Here is a 17,525-nt window from a genome sequence, read left to right as displayed (position 1 = left end):
AACCTTTTATCTTTTTAGCCTTTCGCGCTGTCTGAAGAAATTTCATCTTTGATTAGGAGTTTAAAGAGCATTGCGATTTCATCAGGGCGCTCTTTAAGGGTCCCTCTAATCTTTTCTAAGACAATTTCATATCTTACTTCTTCTTCGCTAAAGGTTGCATTAAGCCCTAATTGATCTTCTACTTTTTTTCTCAAATCGCCCAATTTGTTCAATTCATCTTCTTCTTCATCCATTTCTTCAAACATGGATTTCACTTCCTTATCTTCATCAGGCACCACTTCTAGCATGCGTTCGCTGAAAGGCACAATCACTTTTTTATAGAAAATAAATAGCACTATAAACACCAAAATATACTTGATTAAAGGCGTGAATGAGCCTAAGATTTTTTGAGTCTTGTGCATGATTTTTTCGCTCAAAGTGGCGTTATCAAGCATGGGTGCCATAGGGTTAAATTCAAAATTGCTCACCGCTACATCATCGCCTCTATTTTGATTATAGCCAATGGCTTGTTTCACTAGAGCGTTGATTTTTTTAAGCGATTCATCGCTCAAAGGCTCGTATTCTAAAGTGTTCGCCCCGTCTTTAAGCGCGATTTTATACTTGCCATCCACCACAACCGCCGCATTCAAACGCACTAAAGTGCCAAACTCGCCCTTAATCTCGCTAATGGTTTTACCCACTTCATAATTGGTCGTGTTTTGAGATTTTTCGTATTTTTCTGGCTCTTTATTGTCTTTCAATCCTTGCACAGGCCCGATATTGCTCACAACCCCCGGCACGCCGCCGACTTGTTTTTTAGGAGCGCCTTCTTTTTTTTCTTCTAAATTTTGCTCGCTCCTTACGACATTATTGGGATCAAAAGTCTCTTTAGTGCTTTTCCTTTGGCTGAAATCAAACTCCGCATTGACCCTTGCGACTACCTTGTTTTTACCCCCCACAATAGGGGCTAAGATATTGACAATCTTATTTTCTAAAATGTTTTCAAAATTTTGTTTGTAACGCAATTGCTCTAGGGCTAATTCTTTGGAGTTTTCTAATATATCGCCCTCGCCTATTGATTCGCCGTTTTCATTCACGATTTTCACATTTTCTGTCGTGAGTTTAGGCACCGCTGCAGCGATTAAATTTTTAATCCCTAAAATTTGAGTGGGTGAAAGCTTCATGTCAGGCTTGAGTTTGAGCATCACTGAAGCGCTAGGAGGGACTTCTTTAGCCACAAACACGCTGTCTTTAGGGATTGCAATATGCACATTGGCTTTCAAAATGGGGTTTAAACTTTCAATCGTGCGCGACAATTCCCCCTCAATGGCGCGAATGAGTTTGATATTTTGATCAAAATCAGTCGCTCCAAAGTCTTTAGTGTCAAAGATTTCAAAGCCCACTTTACTCGTTTTAGGGATCCCTTGAGAAGCCAGCGTGATCCTTTCTTCATACACTTTATCTTTAGGGATAAGAATGGTGTCGTCTTTTAAGATTTTATAGGGGATTTGGTTTTGCTGGAGGTGCTGTAAGATTAAAGCGTTATCGCTAGAGTCCAATCTTTCAAATAAAACCCCATAGCCCCCTTGCGTATAGTCTTTTTCTTTAAAGGGATAGAGCAATAAAAACACGAGTAAAGCGGTGATTAAAACCCCGGCTGCGATCAGGGCGATTTTTTGCTTTTTATTGAGCTTGATGAAAAAATCAACAATCCGTTGCAATAATACCTTTAAATCCAATATTAAAACCTTGATAAAATTTTCATTCTTTTAAGCCGTTCGCTTAGATCTTTTGAAACACGCTCAAATAAATCCCTATGGAAAAACAAGCCCCTAACGCCCCTAAACAAAACCCTCCTAAAACACTGCTAAAAGAAACCCCTAAAACAATCAGTGCTAACCCTATTAAAAGAATCAAACCAAATAAGCTATAAGAAAGAATGTTTTTAAGCGTTTGATGCGTGATCAAATGGGGTATCAATAAAACAAGCAACCCATAAAATAGCGCTAAAGAAAGCGCAGTAGCGTTAGGGAAATTAGCGCTGTGCGAAAGCCACTGAATGGAATGCGCCAAAAGGTGTTTTAAGGATTCTAAAAGGGCTTCAAACAGGATCACGCTTAGCACAAACCACACCCCAAGCGCTAAATTTCTGCGATAAAGGCTTAAAAACACCCCCACTAACAAACTCAAAGGCAACACGAATTGAGAAGAGCCTAAAAAAACAATGCGTTGGAGCGTTTGATCTAAAATAGGGTTAGAAGAGTTTGAACGCATCAAGTTAAAAATGGCATTGTCCATTGAATTAACACAATCAAAAAAAACCAAGCCAACCATAAGGATAAAAAACGCGCTAAAAACGCCTCCTAAAAGAAAAAGGGTTTTAACTTGCGACAAAAAAAATGGTTTGGATTGGATGGTAACATTTTTGAAAGAATTTTCAGCCATTATTTAAAACCCTTTTAGTTAGTTCATTCAAACTTGATATTATACGCCAACGAACTTTAAAATTGCTCTTAAAAGTTTTAAGACAATGAAGTTTAAACACATAAAAGCTTTTTATTCTAATCAAACCTAGCTAATAAAAAACTGAAATTGTTTTTTTTTTTTTTTTGAAATCGCTTTAATTTTTGCCCTCTTTTAAAGCTTTTTAACCCTTTTTAGACTACAATGCGAGAAGTAAAAATCAAAGGAACGCAATAACTTATGGATAGAGCCAAATTTATATTCGTTACAGGGGGCGTGTTAAGCTCTCTAGGGAAAGGGATTTCATCTTCTTCAATCGCTACGCTTTTACAGCATTGCAATTATCAGGTTTCTATTTTGAAGATTGACCCTTATATCAATATTGATCCAGGCACCATGAGCCCTTTAGAGCATGGGGAAGTGTTTGTAACTAGCGATGGCGCTGAAACGGATTTAGACATAGGGCATTATGAACGCTTTTTGAACAGGAATTTAACAAGGTTGAACAATTTCACTACCGGACAGATTTTTTCAAGCGTGATAGAAAATGAAAGGAAAGGGGAATATTTAGGCAAAACCATTCAAATCGTCCCCCATGTAACCGATGAAATCAAAAGGCGCATTAAAAGCGCGGCTAAGGGATTGGATTTTTTAATCGTGGAAGTGGGCGGAACCGTGGGCGATATGGAGGGCATGTTTTATTTAGAAGCGATCCGCCAGCTTAAATTGGAATTAGGGAATGAAAAAGTCATCAATGTGCATGTAACCTTGATCCCCTATATCCAAACCACTAACGAATTAAAAACCAAACCCACGCAACACTCCGTCCAAGAATTACGGCGCCTTGGCGTAACCCCTCAAATCATTTTGGCGCGATCGCCTAAGCCTTTGGATAAAGAATTGAAAAATAAAATCGCTTTGAGTTGCGATGTGGAGCAAGACAGCGTGATTGTCGCCACAGACACTAAAAGCATTTACGCATGCCCTATTCTTTTCTTGCAAGAAGGCATTTTAACCCCCATTGCCAGACGCTTTAATTTGAATAAACTACACCCCAAAATGGCGGCTTGGAACACTTTAGTAGAAAAGATTATCGCTCCTAAACACAAAGTCAAAATTGGTTTTGTGGGCAAGTATTTAAGCTTAAAAGAATCTTATAAATCCTTGATTGAAGCCTTAATCCATGCGGGCGCGCATTTGGACACGCAAGTCAATATTGAATGGCTAGATAGCGAGAATTTTAACGAAAAGACGGATTTAGAGGGCGTTGATGCGGTTTTAGTGCCTGGGGGCTTTGGAGAAAGGGGGATTGAGGGCAAAATTTGCGCCATTCAAAGGGCAAGGTTAGAAAAACTCCCCTTTTTAGGGATTTGTTTGGGCATGCAATTAGCGATCATTGAATTTTGCCGCAATGTTTTGGGTTTAAAAGGGGCTAACTCTACGGAGTTTAACCAACGCTGCGAATACCCTGTGGTGTATTTGATTGAAGATTTTATCGATCAAAACCACCAAAAACAGGTGCGCACCTATAATTCGCCTTTAGGAGGCACCATGCGATTAGGCGAATACGAATGCGAAATCGTGCCAAATAGCTTGTTAGAAAAAGCTTATAAAAAGCCTAGCATTAAAGAAAGGCACCGCCATCGTTATGAAATCAACCCCAAATACCGCCAAGAGTGGGAAAATAAGGGCTTGAAAGTGGTGGGTTTTGGAGCGAATCATTTGATAGAAGCGATTGAGTTAGACGATCACCCGTTTTTTGTGGGAGTGCAATTCCACCCGGAATTCACCTCCAGGTTGCAAAGCCCTAACCCTATTATTTTGGATTTCATTAAGAGCGCTCTTCATAAATCCTAATCTAAAAAAATGAAACAAAAGCTTAAAGCTCAAATCAAAGAGCGAGTGGCTTCTATCGCTTATAATGAAAAAGGGTTTCCTAGCCCCTTTTTATTCAAAGACTTGAAAAAAGCCGCGCTCAAAATCATAGAAGCCATGCGCGCAAACACAGAGATTTTAGTGGTGGGCGATTATGACGCTGACGGCGTGATTAGCTCTACTATCATGGCAAAATTTTTTGAAAGCCTGAATTATAAGCATGTTCGCATTGTAATCCCTAATCGCTTCATTGATGGCTATGGGATTTCTAAAAAATTTTTAGAAAAACACCACGCCCCTTTAATCATCACGGTGGATAATGGGATTAGCGCCTTTGAAGCCGCGCGATTTTGCAAAGAAAAAAATTACACCCTTATCATCACAGATCACCATTGCTTACACCATGATGAAGTCCCAGACGCTTATGCGGTGATCAACCCCAAGCAACCGGATTGTGATTTTATCCAAAAGGAAGTGTGCGGGGCGTTGGTGGCGTTTTATTTGTGCTATGGCATCCACCAGCTTTTAGGAAAAGAAAAAAGCCATTCTAGCGAGTTGCTGTGCTTAGCGGGCGTGGCGACTATTGCTGACATGATGCCTTTGACTTTTTTTAACCGCTTTTTAGTTTCTAAAGCCTTGTATTTTTTGCAAAAAGAATCTTTAGGAGCGATGGGGTTTTTGCGCCAAAGAGAAGTTTTTAGAAAACGCTCTTTAAAAGCGAGCGATATTTCTTTTAGTATCGCCCCCTTAATCAACTCCGCAGGGCGCATGCAAGATGCAAAAATGGCTTTAGATTTTTTAAGCGCGAATAATTTTCAAGATGGCTATTTTTTGTATGAACGCTTGAAAGCATGCAATATGAAGCGTAAAATGATCCAACAGCAGGTTTTTGAAGAGGCTTTTAAGCATGCGATGGTTGGAGAAAAAATTATCATCGCTTTTAAGGATGATTGGCATGAGGGCGTGCTTGGGATTGTGGCTTCAAAATTAGTGGAAGCCACTCAAAAGCCAAGCCTGGTTTTTACCTTTAAAGAAGGGGTGTATAAAGGGAGCGGGCGCAGCTCTTCAAATATTGATCTCATTGACGCTTTGAATGGGGTTTCTTCTTTGTTGCTCGGCTATGGGGGGCATAGGCAAGCTTGCGGTTTGAGCGTTGGAAAAAACAATATCATCTCGCTCTTTGAAACTTTAGAAAATTTTGATTTTAAAATCCTACCTTTTTGTGAAAAAGAACCCCCTTTAACGCTCACGTTAAAAGACATTGACAGAGAGCTTTTAGAGATTATAGAAGCGGGCGAACCTTATGGGCAAGAAAACCCAGAGCCGCTCTTTCAAGCGCAAAATTTAGAAGTCATAGAAGAAAAAATCATTAAAGAAAGCCACCAGGTTTTGCGTTTTAAGGATAAAGAATGCATCAAAGAGGCTATTTATTTTAACACTGAGCGGTTTTTGAAAGCGGGCGAAAAGGTGAATGCGATTTTTAGCGTGGAATTAGATGAGTGTTCTAATGAGCCTAAAATGTTTGTTAAAAGTTTGTTGTAGTGCCTTTTGTTGAAGAAGAATTTGAAATTTTAAAACCCACCAAAGCCTTGTTTTTTGTGCTCGATGTTTTAAAATGCTCTTTAAAAGAAGCCCAGCGCCACCTTGACAAACAACGCCTAAAACAAAACCAACAAGCCGTGCGTAAATCTCAAATGATTCAAGGGGTCGTTAGCTTGATTCATTTCAAGCCTAATGAAAAAACTCAAGCGCTTGTTTTTGAAACGAAAGATTTTGGCGTGTTTGACAAACCCCCTCAAGTCTATACCCACCCTAAAGGCTATTTTTACCATGAAAGCTTACTGGATTATATCCAGTCGCATTTTGGCAAAAACGCCCACCCAGCCCACAGACTAGACTATGAAACGAGCGGGTTAGTTTTAGCGGGGAAGACTTTACAAAGCGCTAAGGATTTAAAAGCGCTTTTCATGCAAAAAAAAGTGAAAAAAACTTATTTGGCGCTAGTGCATGGGTTGGTTGATAAAAATATCGTCATAGACAAACCCATTCTAACGCTACAAAGCATTCAAAAAGATTTGCGTATTCGATCTAAAATTTCTCCTTTAGGCAAGCCTTCAACCACGCTTGTTGAGCCTTTAAGCTATAATCCTTTTTTGGATATAAGCCTACTCAAAATAACCCCACTCACCGGGCGCACGCACCAAATCCGCTTGCATTTAAGCAGCGTGGGTCATAGGATCGTGGGCGAGGGGCTTTATGGGGTCATAGATGAAAACGCTAGAGAATACCTCCAATTGAAGCGTGAAAATAACACCCCATTACTCATGCTCCATGCCTCTAGTTTGGCATTTGAATTTAAGGGAGCGATCCATGAGATCACTTCCCCCATGCCCAAACGCTTCATGCCATTTTTAAAAGATTGACCCTTTTTTATTGATTGTTCTTTTGGTTGTTCTCTTTGGGGGTTTTGATTAAGATTTTCTATATATCCCTTAGGGGATATTGCTGCTTGCAAAGCATCTTGATAAACCCTCTTAATGTTTCTTTCGGTAAATAAGCTAAAGCGTTCTACGCCCTTTTTAATTCCCCTTATCATTTCTGGCTTTCAATTCTTCTAGTTTTTTTGAAATGATTTCTTCAGTAACGCTAGAGAGCCTCTCATGCGTATCCTCTGGGGCTTCTTGGCGTTGGGTTTCTTCTTGCTTTTTGGCGATAATTTCTTCAGTAACGCTAGAGAGCCTCTCTTTTGGGGGAGTTTTACCCTCTTGTTGGTGGGAGCGCTTTTTCAAACTCTCTCTGATTTGCCTTTTTTTTTGGATGAGCGCAAACATTTTTTTGCTGAACTTATAGCATTGGCGCACGCTTATGACAATCACGCCCCACTTGATTAACAAAGCGACTAAAAGCAAAATAGGCGAACTGGCGGTGTCTAGCAAGAATTGGCGCACATCGCTATACACCCAAATATCCACTAAAATAATCAACAGAGTGATCAAAATAGAAAACGCGATGCTTTTAAACCGAAAAAGCCACGCCACGATCACAAACCCTCTCGTGTGCCTGTGGGCTAAGAGCCAGCGTTCATTCTTTTCGCTAAAAAACCCCATCACGCTAGAGATGAAACTATCTTTCTTGCTCATTATCGCCCTTTTCCCAAACTTCTTTGAAATGCTTAACACTCTTTTCTTGGTTTTCTTCAGATTCTTTGGCGTGGATCTGCTCCAAGAGCCTCTTTTCTTCGGCTTCAAACATGATTTTTAATTCCTCTTCATTGAAATCGCTCAATTTCATGCCCTCTTTTTTCAAGCGTTTTTCCACGATTTTAACCGCTTGCTCTCTGATCTTTTGAGATTTTTCCTTGAAGAGCGCTCGTTTGGTCTTTTGGAGCGCTTCGTTAGAATTTTTTTGGATCGTTTGTTTGCAAGAATCTAAAAAATCCATAACTTGATGCATGATTTTCATTGTTATCCGTTTTTAAAGGTATTGAGTCCGCTTATTATCACCCTAAAAGAATACCAAAAAAAGATTAAAACTCTCTAGTAAAATGCCTTCTTAAGAAGACAAGAGAGCGTTTAACAATATCCTAACCCCCGAAATAGGGCTTTTGTGCGATAATTTTTAGGTGAGATTATCGCATGTTTTTTGTCCCTATTTTCTATTTTTTGAGCATCTCGCATGCCTTTTGATCTCCTAATTTGCAGGCTTTAGAGGCGTATTGAGCGGCTTTTTTTGAGTCTTTTTCCACTCCTTTCCCATCATAATATAACGCCCCTAAAGCACCACACCCCCAAACCTTCTTTTAACTCGCATGCTTTAGAATAAAAATAAGCGGCTTTTATTAAGTCTTTTCCTACCCCTTTACCATTTTCATATAACCACCCTAAATTATTACACCCCCAACCATCTTTCAAATCGCAAGCTTTAGAATAAAAATAAGTGGCTTTTTTTGAGTTTTTTTCTACGCCTTTTCCATCTTCATATAGACTCCCTAAAGCACCACACCCCCTACCATTATTCAAATCACACGCTTTAGAGGCGTATTGAGCGGCTTTTGTTAAGTTTTTTTCCGCTCCTTGACCATCTCTATATAACACCCCTAAACCATTACACCCCCTACCATTATTCAAATCACACGCTTTTTAAAAATATTCCTTAGCTTTAGAAAAATCTTGCTTGTCGTAACTCAGCATACCCAAATTGAAAAGCTCTTCAGGGTTTGGCTCTTGCCATTAACCCCCCCCCCCCAATCAACGCACAACACAAACACAAAGCCCTAAAAATAGCTTTTTTGAAACTTCCTAGCATGACGCTTCTCCCTTTATTAAAAAATTTAGACTTTATTATAATCAAATTGCAATCAAATCTAGCACTTTTTCAAAACCTGCTGGCAATAGCGCTCCAAGATCCTACAAGCGCTCAAAGAGTCTAGCCGGCCGTCTTTAATAGCGAGCCGCTTGTTTTTCTTACCCAAATGCCCTAAATTTTCATAGGCTTCTATGCTGGATCTGTCTTCATTAATAAAAACGATTTCGCCCTTAAAATCCAAAAGTTTGATGAAATGTTCAATGCGTGCGTTCGTGTCCGCATAGCTTTCATTGGGCTTGCCCACCACCAGCACCTGAATGTTTTTTTCCCTCAACAAATCGCTCAAATCCCTAGAGGCCTGATTCCTGTTGTGGCGTAAAATCGCTTCTAATGGCAAGATAACGCCGTTTAAAAGCGCAGCGATCCCAATGCGTTTTAACCCCACATCGCATGCCAAAATCACGCTAACACCACGATATGATTGATGCGTTTAATCTTACCCAACAGTTCGTATTCCAAAAGCTTGTCCCCAAATTTGAGATACGCCTCTTCATAGCTTGGGTTTTTGGCACAATATTCTAAAAATTCGTCTTTGATTTCAGGCATTTCTTTTAAATGGTGGTCTTTTAAAAGGGTGTTTATAAAATTTTGAATATTAAATATCCCTTGAGCCTGCCCTTTTTCTAAAAGCTCATTAGTGCCATCGCTCTCATTCAGGCGCTGGGGCAAAACAAATAAGGGTTTTTGATACTTTTGGGCTAATCTCGCGCTGCTCATAGAGCCGCTTTTTAAATCCGCTTGGGGGATAATTACCGCATCGCTTAAAGCGATCACCAGGCGGTTTCTCGCTAAAAAAGAGCCTTTAACGGGCATAAAATCCTTTTCATATTCGCTTAAAATCAAGCCGTTTTGCGCGATTTCTTGGATCACTTTATGGTTGTTCGTGGGATAGATAAAATCCAAACTGCAAGGCGAAAGCATGATCGTTTTTGGTAAGGCGTTTTCTTGAGCGATAATATCCACGCCTAACGCTCCTCCGCTCACAATAACCGCACCATTTTTAGCAAACTCTCTGGCTAGAGTGATGGTGTGTTGCTTGCTATAAGGGGTGGGTCTTCTTGTGCCGATGATAGCCACTTTTAAAGGCGCATCTAAAAGCTTTGTATCGCCCACACAATAGAGCTTTTTAGGGGGGTCTTTGAGAATATCAAAGGCTTTAGGGATATTCTCTAGCGCGCTGTATTGGAAGTTGCTTTTCATTCGTTGATTAACTATTTAGGCAATATAATCTCCACTTCAATCGTTTCCACGCTTTGATTGCCATCAATGGTTTTGAAATGGATGTCTGAAGATTTAGTGTATTTTTGAATGACGGCAATGATTTCTTTACGCATCTCTTCCATGTAGGGTAAATTTAAAGTGCGCTCTTTGGCTAAAATCAATTTTAATCTGTCTGTTGCGGTAGCCGCACTCCCTTTGTTTTTAAAAAAATCAAACAAACTCATGAAAATATCCCTTTTAACGCGCTAAAAAAGCCTTTTTTAGCCTTAAATTCCACATATTCCACTTCTTCGCCTAAAATCCTTCTGGTGATGCGTTGGTAAGCCTTCGCGCTCTCGCAATCCGTGCGAATCACTGGCTCGCCCTTATTGGTCGCTGAAATAATATGGCTGTCTTCAGGAATGATCCCAATTAAAGGCAGGCATAAAATCTTAAGCACTTCTTCTATGGAAATCATCTCGCCATTTGCCACTAATTCGGGTTTTAAGCGATTGATTATCAAATGCTTATGCACTTCCATGCCCTTTTTAGCCCGATTAGACTTCGCATCAATAATGCCAATCACTCTGTCGCTATCCCTTAAAGAGCTCACCTCCGGCGTTACCACCACTAACGCCATGTCCGCATGCAAAATCGCATGCTCAAAACCGCTTTCAATCCCAGCCGGTGAATCAATCAAAATATAGTCAAAATCCGCCCTTAAAGCGTTGATTAAAATCGCTACTTTTTCCTTATCTAAAACATTTTTATCCTTGCTTTGTGAAGCCGCTAAAAAAGAAAGGTTTTTGGTCTTTTTGTCCGTGATTAAAGCCTGCGAAAGGTTGCAATTTTTTTCCATCACATCCACCACATCATAAACAATGCGATTTTCTAAGCCTAAAATCATATCCAAGTTCCTAAGGCCTATGTCAAAATCAACCGCTACGACTTTTTTACCGCTCTCAGCCAAGCCGATCGCTAAATTAGCCGCGGTGGTGCTTTTACCCACGCCCCCCTTACCTGAAGTGATAGTAACTACTATTGCCATATGATTCCTTTTAATGATTTATTTTTTATGATTGAATGGGGCGCGTAAAATTTCCCCAATTTGTTCTATTTTAGTCTCTTTAAGGGCTTTCCTCTCTGTGTTTAACCTGGGGTAATTCAAACTCTTTTCCAGTAAAAAATCCTTAGCGAATGAGCCGTTTTGAATCTTTTTTAAGATTTTTTGCATGCGTTTTTCTAGCAGATTTCCCATAGGCTCTCTATTTTTAATCGCCCCGAATTCAGCGGTGTTAGAAATGTGTTTCCTTAAGCCCTCTACCCCCTTATAATGCAATAAATCCGCCACTAACTTCACTTCATGCACGCACTCAAAATAGGCTAATTCTTCAGGGTATCCTGCCCTAATTAAAGTTTCAAACCCCGTTCTCACAATCGCTTCTAACCCCCCGCACAAAACCGCTTGTTCGCCGAATAAATCGCTCTCGCATTCTTCTTTAAAGCTCGTTTCTAAAACCCCCATTCTCCCCCCACCCATCGCTTTGGCGTAGCTTAAAGCCACCGCTTTAGCGTTATTTTTTGAGCTTTCTTGCTCTATAGCGATCAAATGGTATAAGCCCCTATTTTTAAGGTATTCTTCTCTTAAAGCGCTCCCAGGCCCTTTTGGTGCGACTAAAATTGCGCCCACGCCTTTTGGGAGAACAACCTGATTGAAATGCACGCTAAAGCCATGGGCAAAGCCCACAATTTGCCCCTCTTTTAAAAAAGGGATCACTTCTTTTTCTAACACTTCCTTATGCAATTCGTCCGGAAGTAGCGCCATGATCACATCAGATTGTTGGACTAATTCCTTGACTTCTAGCACCTCAAAGCCCTCTGCTTTTGCTTTTGAAGCGCTCAAACTCCCTTGATACAAGCCAATACGCACTCTTACTTTAGAGTCCCTCAAATTGAGCGCTTGGGCTTCTCCTTGCGCGCCATAGCCGATAATGCCCACTTGTAAGGATTGGATAACGCCTAAATCAATGTCTTTATCATAATAAACGGGTAATGCCAAAATCAAATCTCCTAGCGTGTTTAAGCAAGTATTTATTTTACCATAATGGGAGCGATAATGTTTAAAAACATGCAGAATTAAAAAATGGTGTGCTCGGAGGGATTCAAACCCCCGACCTACAGGACCGCAACCTGTTGCTCTATTCAGCTGAGCTACGAGCACCTTTAAAGAAGTGAAACGATGATTATAGCAAGAAAAGCTAATTTTTCACTTAAACGATGCGTTTTTTCTATTATAATTTAAGGCATGCAAAAAGATCACCAAAAACTCATCGCTTATTTATGCGATTTTTTAGAAAAAGAAGCGCAAAAACGAGGCTTTAAAAAAGTCGTTTATGGGCTGAGCGGGGGGCTGGATAGCGCGGTCGTTGGGGTGCTGTGTCAAAAAGTTTTTAAAAAAAACGCTCATGCCCTTTTAATGCCCTCTTTGGTTTCTATGCCAGAGAGTAAAACAGACGCTTTAGATTTGTGCGAAACATTTTCTATCCCTTATACAGAATATTCTATCGCTCCCTATGACGCCATCTTTGATTCTCATTTTAAAGACGCAAGCCTTACCAGGAAGGGGAATTTTTGCGCAAGATTGCGCATGGCATTTTTATACGATTATTCTTTAAAAAGCGATTCTTTAGTCATTGGCACGAGCAATAAAAGCGAAAGAATGCTAGGCTATGGCACTTTATTTGGGGATTTGGCGTGCGCGATTAACCCGATTGGGGAATTATTTAAAACCGAAGTTTATGAACTCGCTTGCCATTTGAATATCCCTAAAAAGATTTTAAATAAGCCCCCTAGCGCGGATTTATTTGTGGGGCAAAGCGATGAAAAAGATTTGGGCTATCCTTATAGCGTGATCGATCCTTTATTGAAGGATATTGAAGCGTTGTTTCAAAACAAGCCCATTGATGCAGAAACGCTCACCCAATTAGGCTATGATGAAATTTTAGTGAAAAACATCATGAGCCGTATCCAAAAAAACTCTTTCAAATTAGAATTACCCACCATCGCCAAACGATTTAACCCTAAATGAAAAGCGATAAACCCTTTTTAGAACGCTATTTTTATGACCCCACTCTTTTGCAAAAGGGGTTGATTTTTGCGCTCTATCCTTTTTCTTTAATCTATCAAGGCATCGCCACCCTTAAACGAAAAACCGCTAAAAAGCATGATTTTAAAATCCCCATTATCAGCGTAGGCAATTTGATCGCTGGGGGAAGCGGTAAAACGCCCTTTATTTTAGAAACCGCTCCAAGATACCAAGAAGTGGCGGTTATCTCTAGGGGGTACCAACGAGATTCTAAAGGTTTAGTGGTGGTGAGCGTTAAAGGAAACATTTTAGTTTCCCAACAAACAGCGGGCGATGAAGCCTATCTTTTAGCCTTAAATTTAAAACAAGCGAGCGTGATTGTGAGCGAAAAAAGAGAGCTAGGCGTTTTAAAAGCCCTTGAATTAGGGGCAAAGATTGTGTTTTTGGACGATGGTTTTAGGTTTAACTTCAACCAATTCAATTTGCTTTTAAAGCCTAAAGTCCCCCCCTACTACCCCTTTTGTTTGCCTAGCGGGTTGTATAGAGAAAGCATCAAAAGCTATAAAGAAGCCCATTTGGTCATTACAGAAGATAAGGACTATAAAAGAATCACCTCTATTTCCCACCCCACCAAACGCATGCTTTTAGCAACGGCTATCGCTAATCCTAGCAGGCTTGATGCGTTTTTACCCAAAGAAGTGGTTAAAAAATTGTATTTTAGAGATCATGCCCCTTTTGATTTGAAGCTTTTAGAAAAAGAGTTTTATCAAAATAACGCCACTTCCTTATTGGTTACTTCAAAAGATCTCGTCAAATTACAAGATTGCAACTTGCCCTTAAGCGTATTGGATTTAAAGCTAGAAATTTGCCCTAAAGTTTTAGAACAGATCGATCGTTATATCCTTTCTTATCCTTGTAATACAAAAGAACATCTATAAATTCCTTTTCTTTAGAAACAAAGCCCTTCAAACGCCCCTCTAACTCATAATGGTTTTTTTCATAAAAAGCGATCGCTTTGAAATTGTTCTCCATCACTTCTAAGTGCAAAGAATTTAATTGGAACTCTTCAAAAGCGATGCGTTCTAAAGCTTTTAAAATAGTTTCTCCCCTATTTTTCAAAAAAGGGTTTTTATAAATCCCCAAATACCCATGCTTATGAAAAAAATTGATTTTAGTGATAGAGCCAACCCCTAAATAAACGCCCTCTTCTTTAAACAAAAAATAGCGGTGGTTAGGCGAGTTTTTTAAATCTTCTATGAATTGCAAATGCGTTTTTAAAGAAATAAAAGCGCTATACATCCATAAGGCAGTGTTTGGGTGGTTGCGAAACTCTAAAACCAACAACTTTTCTTCATCGTTTAAGTGCGCAAAATCAATCGCTTGGATATTTTTATAACAATAATTTTTTTTCAAATTTCTAAAAACTCCCTTAAGGCGCCCTCTAGCTCACTCCCAAAGGCCAGGTTTTTTGCCCATGCTTGGTTTTTTTGAATTTGTAATTTTTCAAAATCTTTCGCTAAAGTTTTCAAACTCGTTTGTTTGAAAATACCCAAGCTTTCAAATTCTTGGCTTTGAATGATTTGATTAGAAGCGATGGGAATGATAAGAGAGGGCGTTTGAGAAAGGGCTAATTCATAGAGGGTTTGGCCTGCAGCGCTAATGGCGCAAGCGCAAAATTTCATCAAAGAACTGAACTCCAAAGGGCTTAAAGGGCTGTAATAATGCGTGTTTTTGGGAGGATTTTTGGGGATATGGGGCGAAATGATATGCAAATGCATGCCCTTATTTTCTAAAATTTTGACTATCTCTTTGAGCGTTTTTTGCTCGCTCCCCCCTAGAGTGATCAGCACTTCTTTATTTTCTGTATTAATAGGGCGCTCATAGACAAAGCGAATATCAACAGGGTAAAACCCCACCCCCAAATAATACTGATAATCTTTTGATAAATAATGGTAGTGTTTTAAAGCGTTCAGCGTGAAATTCATGATCTTGGTGTTTTTAGGGTAAAACCCCTTAACATGCTCTTTATCTTCTATGACCATAAGGCTTTTAGCTTTTTCTTTTAAAAGATAAAAATCCTTTGAATTTAAACAATAGCTATCTATAATCAAAAAATCATCATTGCCAACGCCCTCTAAAAAAGCGCTTATATTATTGTGCTTATATAAATAAAGATCCGCTTTAACCCCTAATTTTTCTATAAAAGAAAGGATTTTTTCACAACGCCTCACATGCCCTAAACCGCTTGTTAAAAAACAATCGCACAAAATTTTTACTGGCATGCGTTTTTCAAACGGCTGTATTTGAGCTTGGCTAATTCTAAATCTTCTAAAGTGTCAATATCTTGGACTTCTAAGGGCGATAATTCTAAAGCGATAGAATTTTGACTAAAAATAGGCCGCATTTCTTTAAAGGCTTGAGCCTTCCCCATATAAAGCAATCCTGCGTCATGATAGAGCGTTTTTAAATCTTGCGTGCGCGTGTTTAAATGCTCTTTAAAAGCCATTTGAACGCCGTTTTCAAGGCTAAAAGAACGATAGGGCGAAGCGCTGAATGGAGAGCATGTGAAAACATAATCCGTATTTCCTTTTAAAATCTCAAAAGCGTTTTTTAAATGCTTTTCTTGTAAAAGCGCTGAAGTGCCATACAAACAACACGCAATATCTTCATCTTTTAACTCTAATTCTTTCATGTGATAGGCCATCACCTCTAAAGTCGTGGCTCTATCGTCCGCTAAAACTTTAGGGCGCAAATTCAAAAAACTCGCCCCATAATTTTTAGCTAAATGAACATACTCCATGCTATCGCTAGAGATAAACACCTTTTCAAAGAGCTTGGAATTTAGCGCCGCTTCAATAGGGTAAGCGAGCATGGGTTTATTGAAAAAATCAATGATATTTTTATTCTTGATCCTTTTACTGGAACTTCTGGCTAAAACAATAGCGATCGCTCTCATGCTAGGCTTTGCTCTTTTTAATAAGGCATTTGGGTTTCCATCGCATCAGCAGCGAATTTCTTTTTATTGGAATCGCTCAAATGCCCTAAATTCGTGTATTCAATCTTAGCGTCGGCTAAAAACTTGGATTGGATGGTATTGTTCCTTTCAATATCATAAGGGCGAATCACCCCACTCACCTTAAGGATTTGCTTTTCCCCATCCACTAGCACTTCCTTATTCCCATAGATGAAATAATTCCCGTTTTCTAGCACTTTAATGATTCGAGCGCTCAACACAATCTCTAAATCTTCGCTCTTTTTTTGCGAGCCACCGCCTTTAAAATTCGTGTTATTGCTGGATTTGGTGAAATTGTAATTATTCTTATCGTCTAAATACTGCGCTTCTTGTTTCTTTCTTTCATCTAGCCCGTTATAAGTGAGTCTTGGGGGCGTGGAATTACCCCCTGAAGCGCTTTTATAATCTTTAGAGCTGGAATAATTCGCGCTCGCTTTTTCAGAAACAATGATTGTGATCAAATCGTTAGGCTTCATCGCTCTCCTGTCCGCAAATAAAGGGCGCTCTCCCTGCCCAAACAAACTCCCCAACTTGTTCAATTCAGGGATAAATTCTTTAGAGGGGGTTTCTTCTACATAATTAGGAGGGTTAAAATCAATTTTTGGCTCATTGGCTGATGCCATGCTGAATGCAACGCTAAACGCAACAGCCCCTAAATAAAGCGCTTTTTTCATCCATTAGCCTTATTTGAGTTATTTTAAGCCTTGAATTATACTCTCTTATAAAGAATAAATGCTTAATTTTGAGTAAGTTGTTGTAAAATTTAGATCTTTATAATGAAACTTAACTTGCAGGAGATAAAATTGAGAACCTTGTTAAAAATGTTGGTTGGCGCAAGCTTGCTGGCACACGCCTTAATAGCTAAAGAAGAAAGCGCTGCACCTTCTTGGACGAAAAATTTGTATATGGGAGTCAATTACCAAACAGGGTCTATCAATTTAATGACTAATATCCATGAAGTTAGAGAAATTACTAACTATCAAACCGGTTACACCAATATCATAACTAGCGTTAATAGCGTTAAAAAACTCACCAACATGGGATCTAATGGGATTGGATTAGTCATGGGCTATAACCACTTTTTCCATCCGGATAAAATATTGGGCTTGCGTTATTTTGCTTTTTTAGATTGGCAAGGCTATGGCATGAGATACCCTAAAGGCTATTATGGCGGCAATAACATGATCACTTATGGCGTGGGCGTGGATGCGGTGTGGAATTTCTTCCAAGGGAGTTTCTATCAAGATGATATTGGCGTGGATATTGGCGTTTTTGGGGGGATTGCGATTGCGGGGAATAGCTGGTATATTGGCAGTAAAGGGAAGGAATTATTAGGCATCACTAACAGCAGGGCGGTTGATAACACCTCTTTTCAATTCCTCTTTAACTTTGGTCTCAAGGCTTTATTTGTAGATGAACATGAATTTGAAATCGGTTTTAAATTCCCCACCATTAATAACAAATATTACACCACTGATGCACTCAAGGTTCAAATGCGTAGGGTCTTTGCCTTTTATGTGGGGTATAATTACCACTTCTAAAGGG

General features: G+C 39.5%; 21 protein-coding genes and 1 tRNA gene. 6 read left to right on the top strand and 16 right to left on the bottom strand.

Translation table 11 applies throughout. From position 1 onward, the window contains the following. Window positions 1-14 precede the first annotated feature (14 nt). Together fliF and HPSH112_RS01955 are read right to left on the bottom strand one after the other, a co-directional pair. Window positions 15-1,718 carry a flagellar basal-body MS-ring/collar protein FliF gene (gene fliF, locus HPSH112_RS01960; protein ID WP_000364762.1) on the bottom strand — a complete coding sequence of 568 codons (1,704 nt, stop codon included), beginning with the start codon at window positions 1,716-1,718 and terminating at the stop codon, window positions 15-17. 43 nt (window positions 1,719-1,761) lie between these two features. After that, window positions 1,762-2,424 (bottom strand): phosphatase PAP2 family protein, encoded by a 663-nt coding sequence (locus tag HPSH112_RS01955; protein WP_000829951.1) that lies wholly within the window; start codon window positions 2,422-2,424, stop codon window positions 1,762-1,764. A gap of 258 nt (window positions 2,425-2,682) precedes the next feature. On the opposite strand from HPSH112_RS01955, the gene pyrG reads away from it, so the two are divergent. From pyrG to HPSH112_RS01940, 3 genes are read left to right on the top strand one after another with little or no spacing between them, the layout of a single operon-like run. Beyond that, window positions 2,683-4,299 (top strand): glutamine hydrolyzing CTP synthase, encoded by a 1,617-nt coding sequence (gene pyrG / locus HPSH112_RS01950; protein ID WP_000373227.1) that lies wholly within the window; start codon window positions 2,683-2,685, stop codon window positions 4,297-4,299. A gap of 9 nt (window positions 4,300-4,308) precedes the next feature. Next, window positions 4,309-5,859 carry a single-stranded-DNA-specific exonuclease RecJ gene (gene recJ / locus HPSH112_RS01945; protein ID WP_000810779.1) on the top strand — a complete coding sequence of 517 codons (1,551 nt, stop codon included), beginning with the start codon at window positions 4,309-4,311 and terminating at the stop codon, window positions 5,857-5,859. Next, entirely contained in the window at window positions 5,859-6,740 is an 882-nt protein-coding gene (locus HPSH112_RS01940; protein ID WP_001117116.1) for an RluA family pseudouridine synthase, read from the top strand. The genes recJ and HPSH112_RS01940 overlap by 1 nt, the downstream gene beginning before the upstream one ends. Window positions 6,741-6,896: 156 nt before the next feature. Here HPSH112_RS01940 and HPSH112_RS01935 read toward each other — a convergent pair whose 3' ends face one another. The 10 genes from HPSH112_RS01935 to HPSH112_RS01895 all read right to left on the bottom strand — a co-directional run bounded on the left by HPSH112_RS01935 (window position 6,897) and on the right by HPSH112_RS01895 (window position 12,103). Further along, entirely contained in the window at window positions 6,897-7,457 is a 561-nt protein-coding gene (locus HPSH112_RS01935) for a hypothetical protein (protein WP_000037125.1), read from the bottom strand. Then, on the bottom strand, window positions 7,441-7,779 hold the full coding sequence (locus tag HPSH112_RS01930) for a hypothetical protein (RefSeq protein WP_000699918.1): 339 nt from the start codon (window positions 7,777-7,779) through the stop codon (window positions 7,441-7,443). Before HPSH112_RS01930 ends, HPSH112_RS01935 begins: the two co-directional genes overlap by 17 nt. 193 nt (window positions 7,780-7,972) lie before the next feature. Then, on the bottom strand, window positions 7,973-8,062 hold the full coding sequence (locus HPSH112_RS08985; RefSeq protein WP_411155629.1) for a hypothetical protein: 90 nt from the start codon (window positions 8,060-8,062) through the stop codon (window positions 7,973-7,975). A gap of 10 nt (window positions 8,063-8,072) precedes the next feature. Beyond that, complete coding sequence (locus tag HPSH112_RS08190) at window positions 8,073-8,444, bottom strand: tetratricopeptide repeat protein (RefSeq protein ID WP_014662205.1); 372 nt, start codon at window positions 8,442-8,444, stop codon at window positions 8,073-8,075. A gap of 236 nt (window positions 8,445-8,680) precedes the next feature. Next, window positions 8,681-9,085 (bottom strand): Holliday junction resolvase RuvX, encoded by a 405-nt coding sequence (ruvX, locus tag HPSH112_RS01920; protein WP_000599165.1) that lies wholly within the window; start codon window positions 9,083-9,085, stop codon window positions 8,681-8,683. After that, complete coding sequence (gene dprA / locus HPSH112_RS01915; protein WP_000840094.1) at window positions 9,082-9,882, bottom strand: DNA-processing protein DprA; 801 nt, start codon at window positions 9,880-9,882, stop codon at window positions 9,082-9,084. The genes ruvX and dprA overlap by 4 nt, the downstream gene beginning before the upstream one ends. A gap of 11 nt (window positions 9,883-9,893) precedes the next feature. Further along, complete coding sequence (gene minE / locus HPSH112_RS01910; RefSeq protein WP_000051411.1) at window positions 9,894-10,127, bottom strand: cell division topological specificity factor MinE; 234 nt, start codon at window positions 10,125-10,127, stop codon at window positions 9,894-9,896. Then, window positions 10,124-10,930 (bottom strand): septum site-determining protein MinD, encoded by an 807-nt coding sequence (gene minD, locus HPSH112_RS01905; protein WP_001019023.1) that lies wholly within the window; start codon window positions 10,928-10,930, stop codon window positions 10,124-10,126. Before minD ends, minE begins: the two co-directional genes overlap by 4 nt. Window positions 10,931-10,948: 18 nt before the next feature. Beyond that, window positions 10,949-11,941 carry a ketol-acid reductoisomerase gene (gene ilvC / locus HPSH112_RS01900; protein ID WP_001207777.1) on the bottom strand — a complete coding sequence of 331 codons (993 nt, stop codon included), beginning with the start codon at window positions 11,939-11,941 and terminating at the stop codon, window positions 10,949-10,951. 85 nt (window positions 11,942-12,026) lie between these two features. Continuing rightward, window positions 12,027-12,103 (bottom strand) — tRNA-Arg (locus tag HPSH112_RS01895). A gap of 84 nt (window positions 12,104-12,187) precedes the next feature. Between HPSH112_RS01895 and HPSH112_RS01890 the strand changes: the two genes are divergently transcribed. Together HPSH112_RS01890 and HPSH112_RS01885 are read left to right on the top strand one after the other, a co-directional pair. After that, window positions 12,188-12,970, top strand: a complete 783-nt coding sequence (locus tag HPSH112_RS01890) for an NAD+ synthase (protein WP_001168078.1) — start codon at window positions 12,188-12,190, stop codon at window positions 12,968-12,970. Next, a complete protein-coding gene (locus HPSH112_RS01885) occupies window positions 12,967-13,905 on the top strand; it encodes a tetraacyldisaccharide 4'-kinase (RefSeq protein ID WP_000833938.1) in 939 nt (312 codons plus the stop codon). The genes HPSH112_RS01890 and HPSH112_RS01885 overlap by 4 nt, the downstream gene beginning before the upstream one ends. Here HPSH112_RS01885 and pseH read toward each other — a convergent pair. From pseH to flgH, 4 genes are read right to left on the bottom strand one after another with little or no spacing between them, the layout of a single operon-like run. Then, window positions 13,838-14,380, bottom strand: coding sequence for a UDP-4-amino-4,6-dideoxy-N-acetyl-beta-L-altrosamine N-acetyltransferase (pseH, locus tag HPSH112_RS01880; RefSeq protein WP_000742581.1), 543 nt, complete (start codon window positions 14,378-14,380; stop codon window positions 13,838-13,840). The genes HPSH112_RS01885 and pseH overlap by 68 nt on opposite strands. Next, window positions 14,377-15,249: a hypothetical protein gene (locus tag HPSH112_RS08870; RefSeq protein WP_001144423.1), complete on the bottom strand. Its 873-nt coding sequence runs from the start codon at window positions 15,247-15,249 to the stop codon at window positions 14,377-14,379. The genes pseH and HPSH112_RS08870 overlap by 4 nt, the downstream gene beginning before the upstream one ends. Further along, complete coding sequence (gene pseF, locus HPSH112_RS08865; RefSeq protein WP_001201338.1) at window positions 15,240-15,923, bottom strand: pseudaminic acid cytidylyltransferase; 684 nt, start codon at window positions 15,921-15,923, stop codon at window positions 15,240-15,242. Before pseF ends, HPSH112_RS08870 begins: the two co-directional genes overlap by 10 nt. A 17-nt stretch (window positions 15,924-15,940) precedes the next feature. Further along, the gene (gene flgH, locus HPSH112_RS01865) at window positions 15,941-16,654 is read right to left on the bottom strand and encodes a flagellar basal body L-ring protein FlgH (protein WP_000709991.1); all 714 of its coding nucleotides are present in this window, start codon (window positions 16,652-16,654) and stop codon (window positions 15,941-15,943) included. Window positions 16,655-16,783: 129 nt separating this feature from the next. Here flgH and HPSH112_RS01860 point away from each other — a divergent pair, with 129 nt between their 5' ends. Further along, on the top strand, window positions 16,784-17,521 hold the full coding sequence (locus HPSH112_RS01860) for an outer membrane protein (RefSeq protein ID WP_014662204.1): 738 nt from the start codon (window positions 16,784-16,786) through the stop codon (window positions 17,519-17,521). Window positions 17,522-17,525 lie beyond the last annotated feature (4 nt).

Source organism: Helicobacter pylori Shi112 (assembly GCF_000277405.1).
Classification (GTDB): Bacteria; Campylobacterota; Campylobacteria; order Campylobacterales; family Helicobacteraceae; genus Helicobacter; species Helicobacter pylori_C.
Note: the sequence above shows the minus strand (reverse complement) of the source record. Positions and strands in the feature narration are given on the sequence as shown.

Excerpts from the sequence above, each read along its gene's own strand:
- minE (WP_000051411.1), bottom strand. The coding sequence starts at position 10,127 with ATGAGTTTGTTTGATTTTTTTAAAAACAAAGGGAGTGCGGCTACCGCA.
- flgH (WP_000709991.1), bottom strand. The coding sequence starts at position 16,654 with ATGAAAAAAGCGCTTTATTTAGGGGCTGTTGCGTTTAGCGTTGCATTC.
- HPSH112_RS01885 (WP_000833938.1), top strand. The coding sequence starts at position 12,967 with ATGAAAAGCGATAAACCCTTTTTAGAACGCTATTTTTATGACCCCACT.
- HPSH112_RS08870 (WP_001144423.1), bottom strand. The coding sequence starts at position 15,249 with ATGCCAGTAAAAATTTTGTGCGATTGTTTTTTAACAAGCGGTTTAGGG.
- HPSH112_RS01935 (WP_000037125.1), bottom strand. The coding sequence starts at position 7,457 with ATGAGCAAGAAAGATAGTTTCATCTCTAGCGTGATGGGGTTTTTTAGC.
- HPSH112_RS01930 (WP_000699918.1), bottom strand. The coding sequence starts at position 7,779 with ATGAAAATCATGCATCAAGTTATGGATTTTTTAGATTCTTGCAAACAA.
- pseF (WP_001201338.1), bottom strand. The coding sequence starts at position 15,923 with ATGAGAGCGATCGCTATTGTTTTAGCCAGAAGTTCCAGTAAAAGGATC.
- pyrG (WP_000373227.1), top strand. The coding sequence starts at position 2,683 with ATGGATAGAGCCAAATTTATATTCGTTACAGGGGGCGTGTTAAGCTCT.
- recJ (WP_000810779.1), top strand. The coding sequence starts at position 4,309 with ATGAAACAAAAGCTTAAAGCTCAAATCAAAGAGCGAGTGGCTTCTATC.
- minD (WP_001019023.1), bottom strand. The coding sequence starts at position 10,930 with ATGGCAATAGTAGTTACTATCACTTCAGGTAAGGGGGGCGTGGGTAAA.
- HPSH112_RS01955 (WP_000829951.1), bottom strand. The coding sequence starts at position 2,424 with ATGGCTGAAAATTCTTTCAAAAATGTTACCATCCAATCCAAACCATTT.
- dprA (WP_000840094.1), bottom strand. The coding sequence starts at position 9,882 with ATGAAAAGCAACTTCCAATACAGCGCGCTAGAGAATATCCCTAAAGCC.
- HPSH112_RS01890 (WP_001168078.1), top strand. The coding sequence starts at position 12,188 with ATGCAAAAAGATCACCAAAAACTCATCGCTTATTTATGCGATTTTTTA.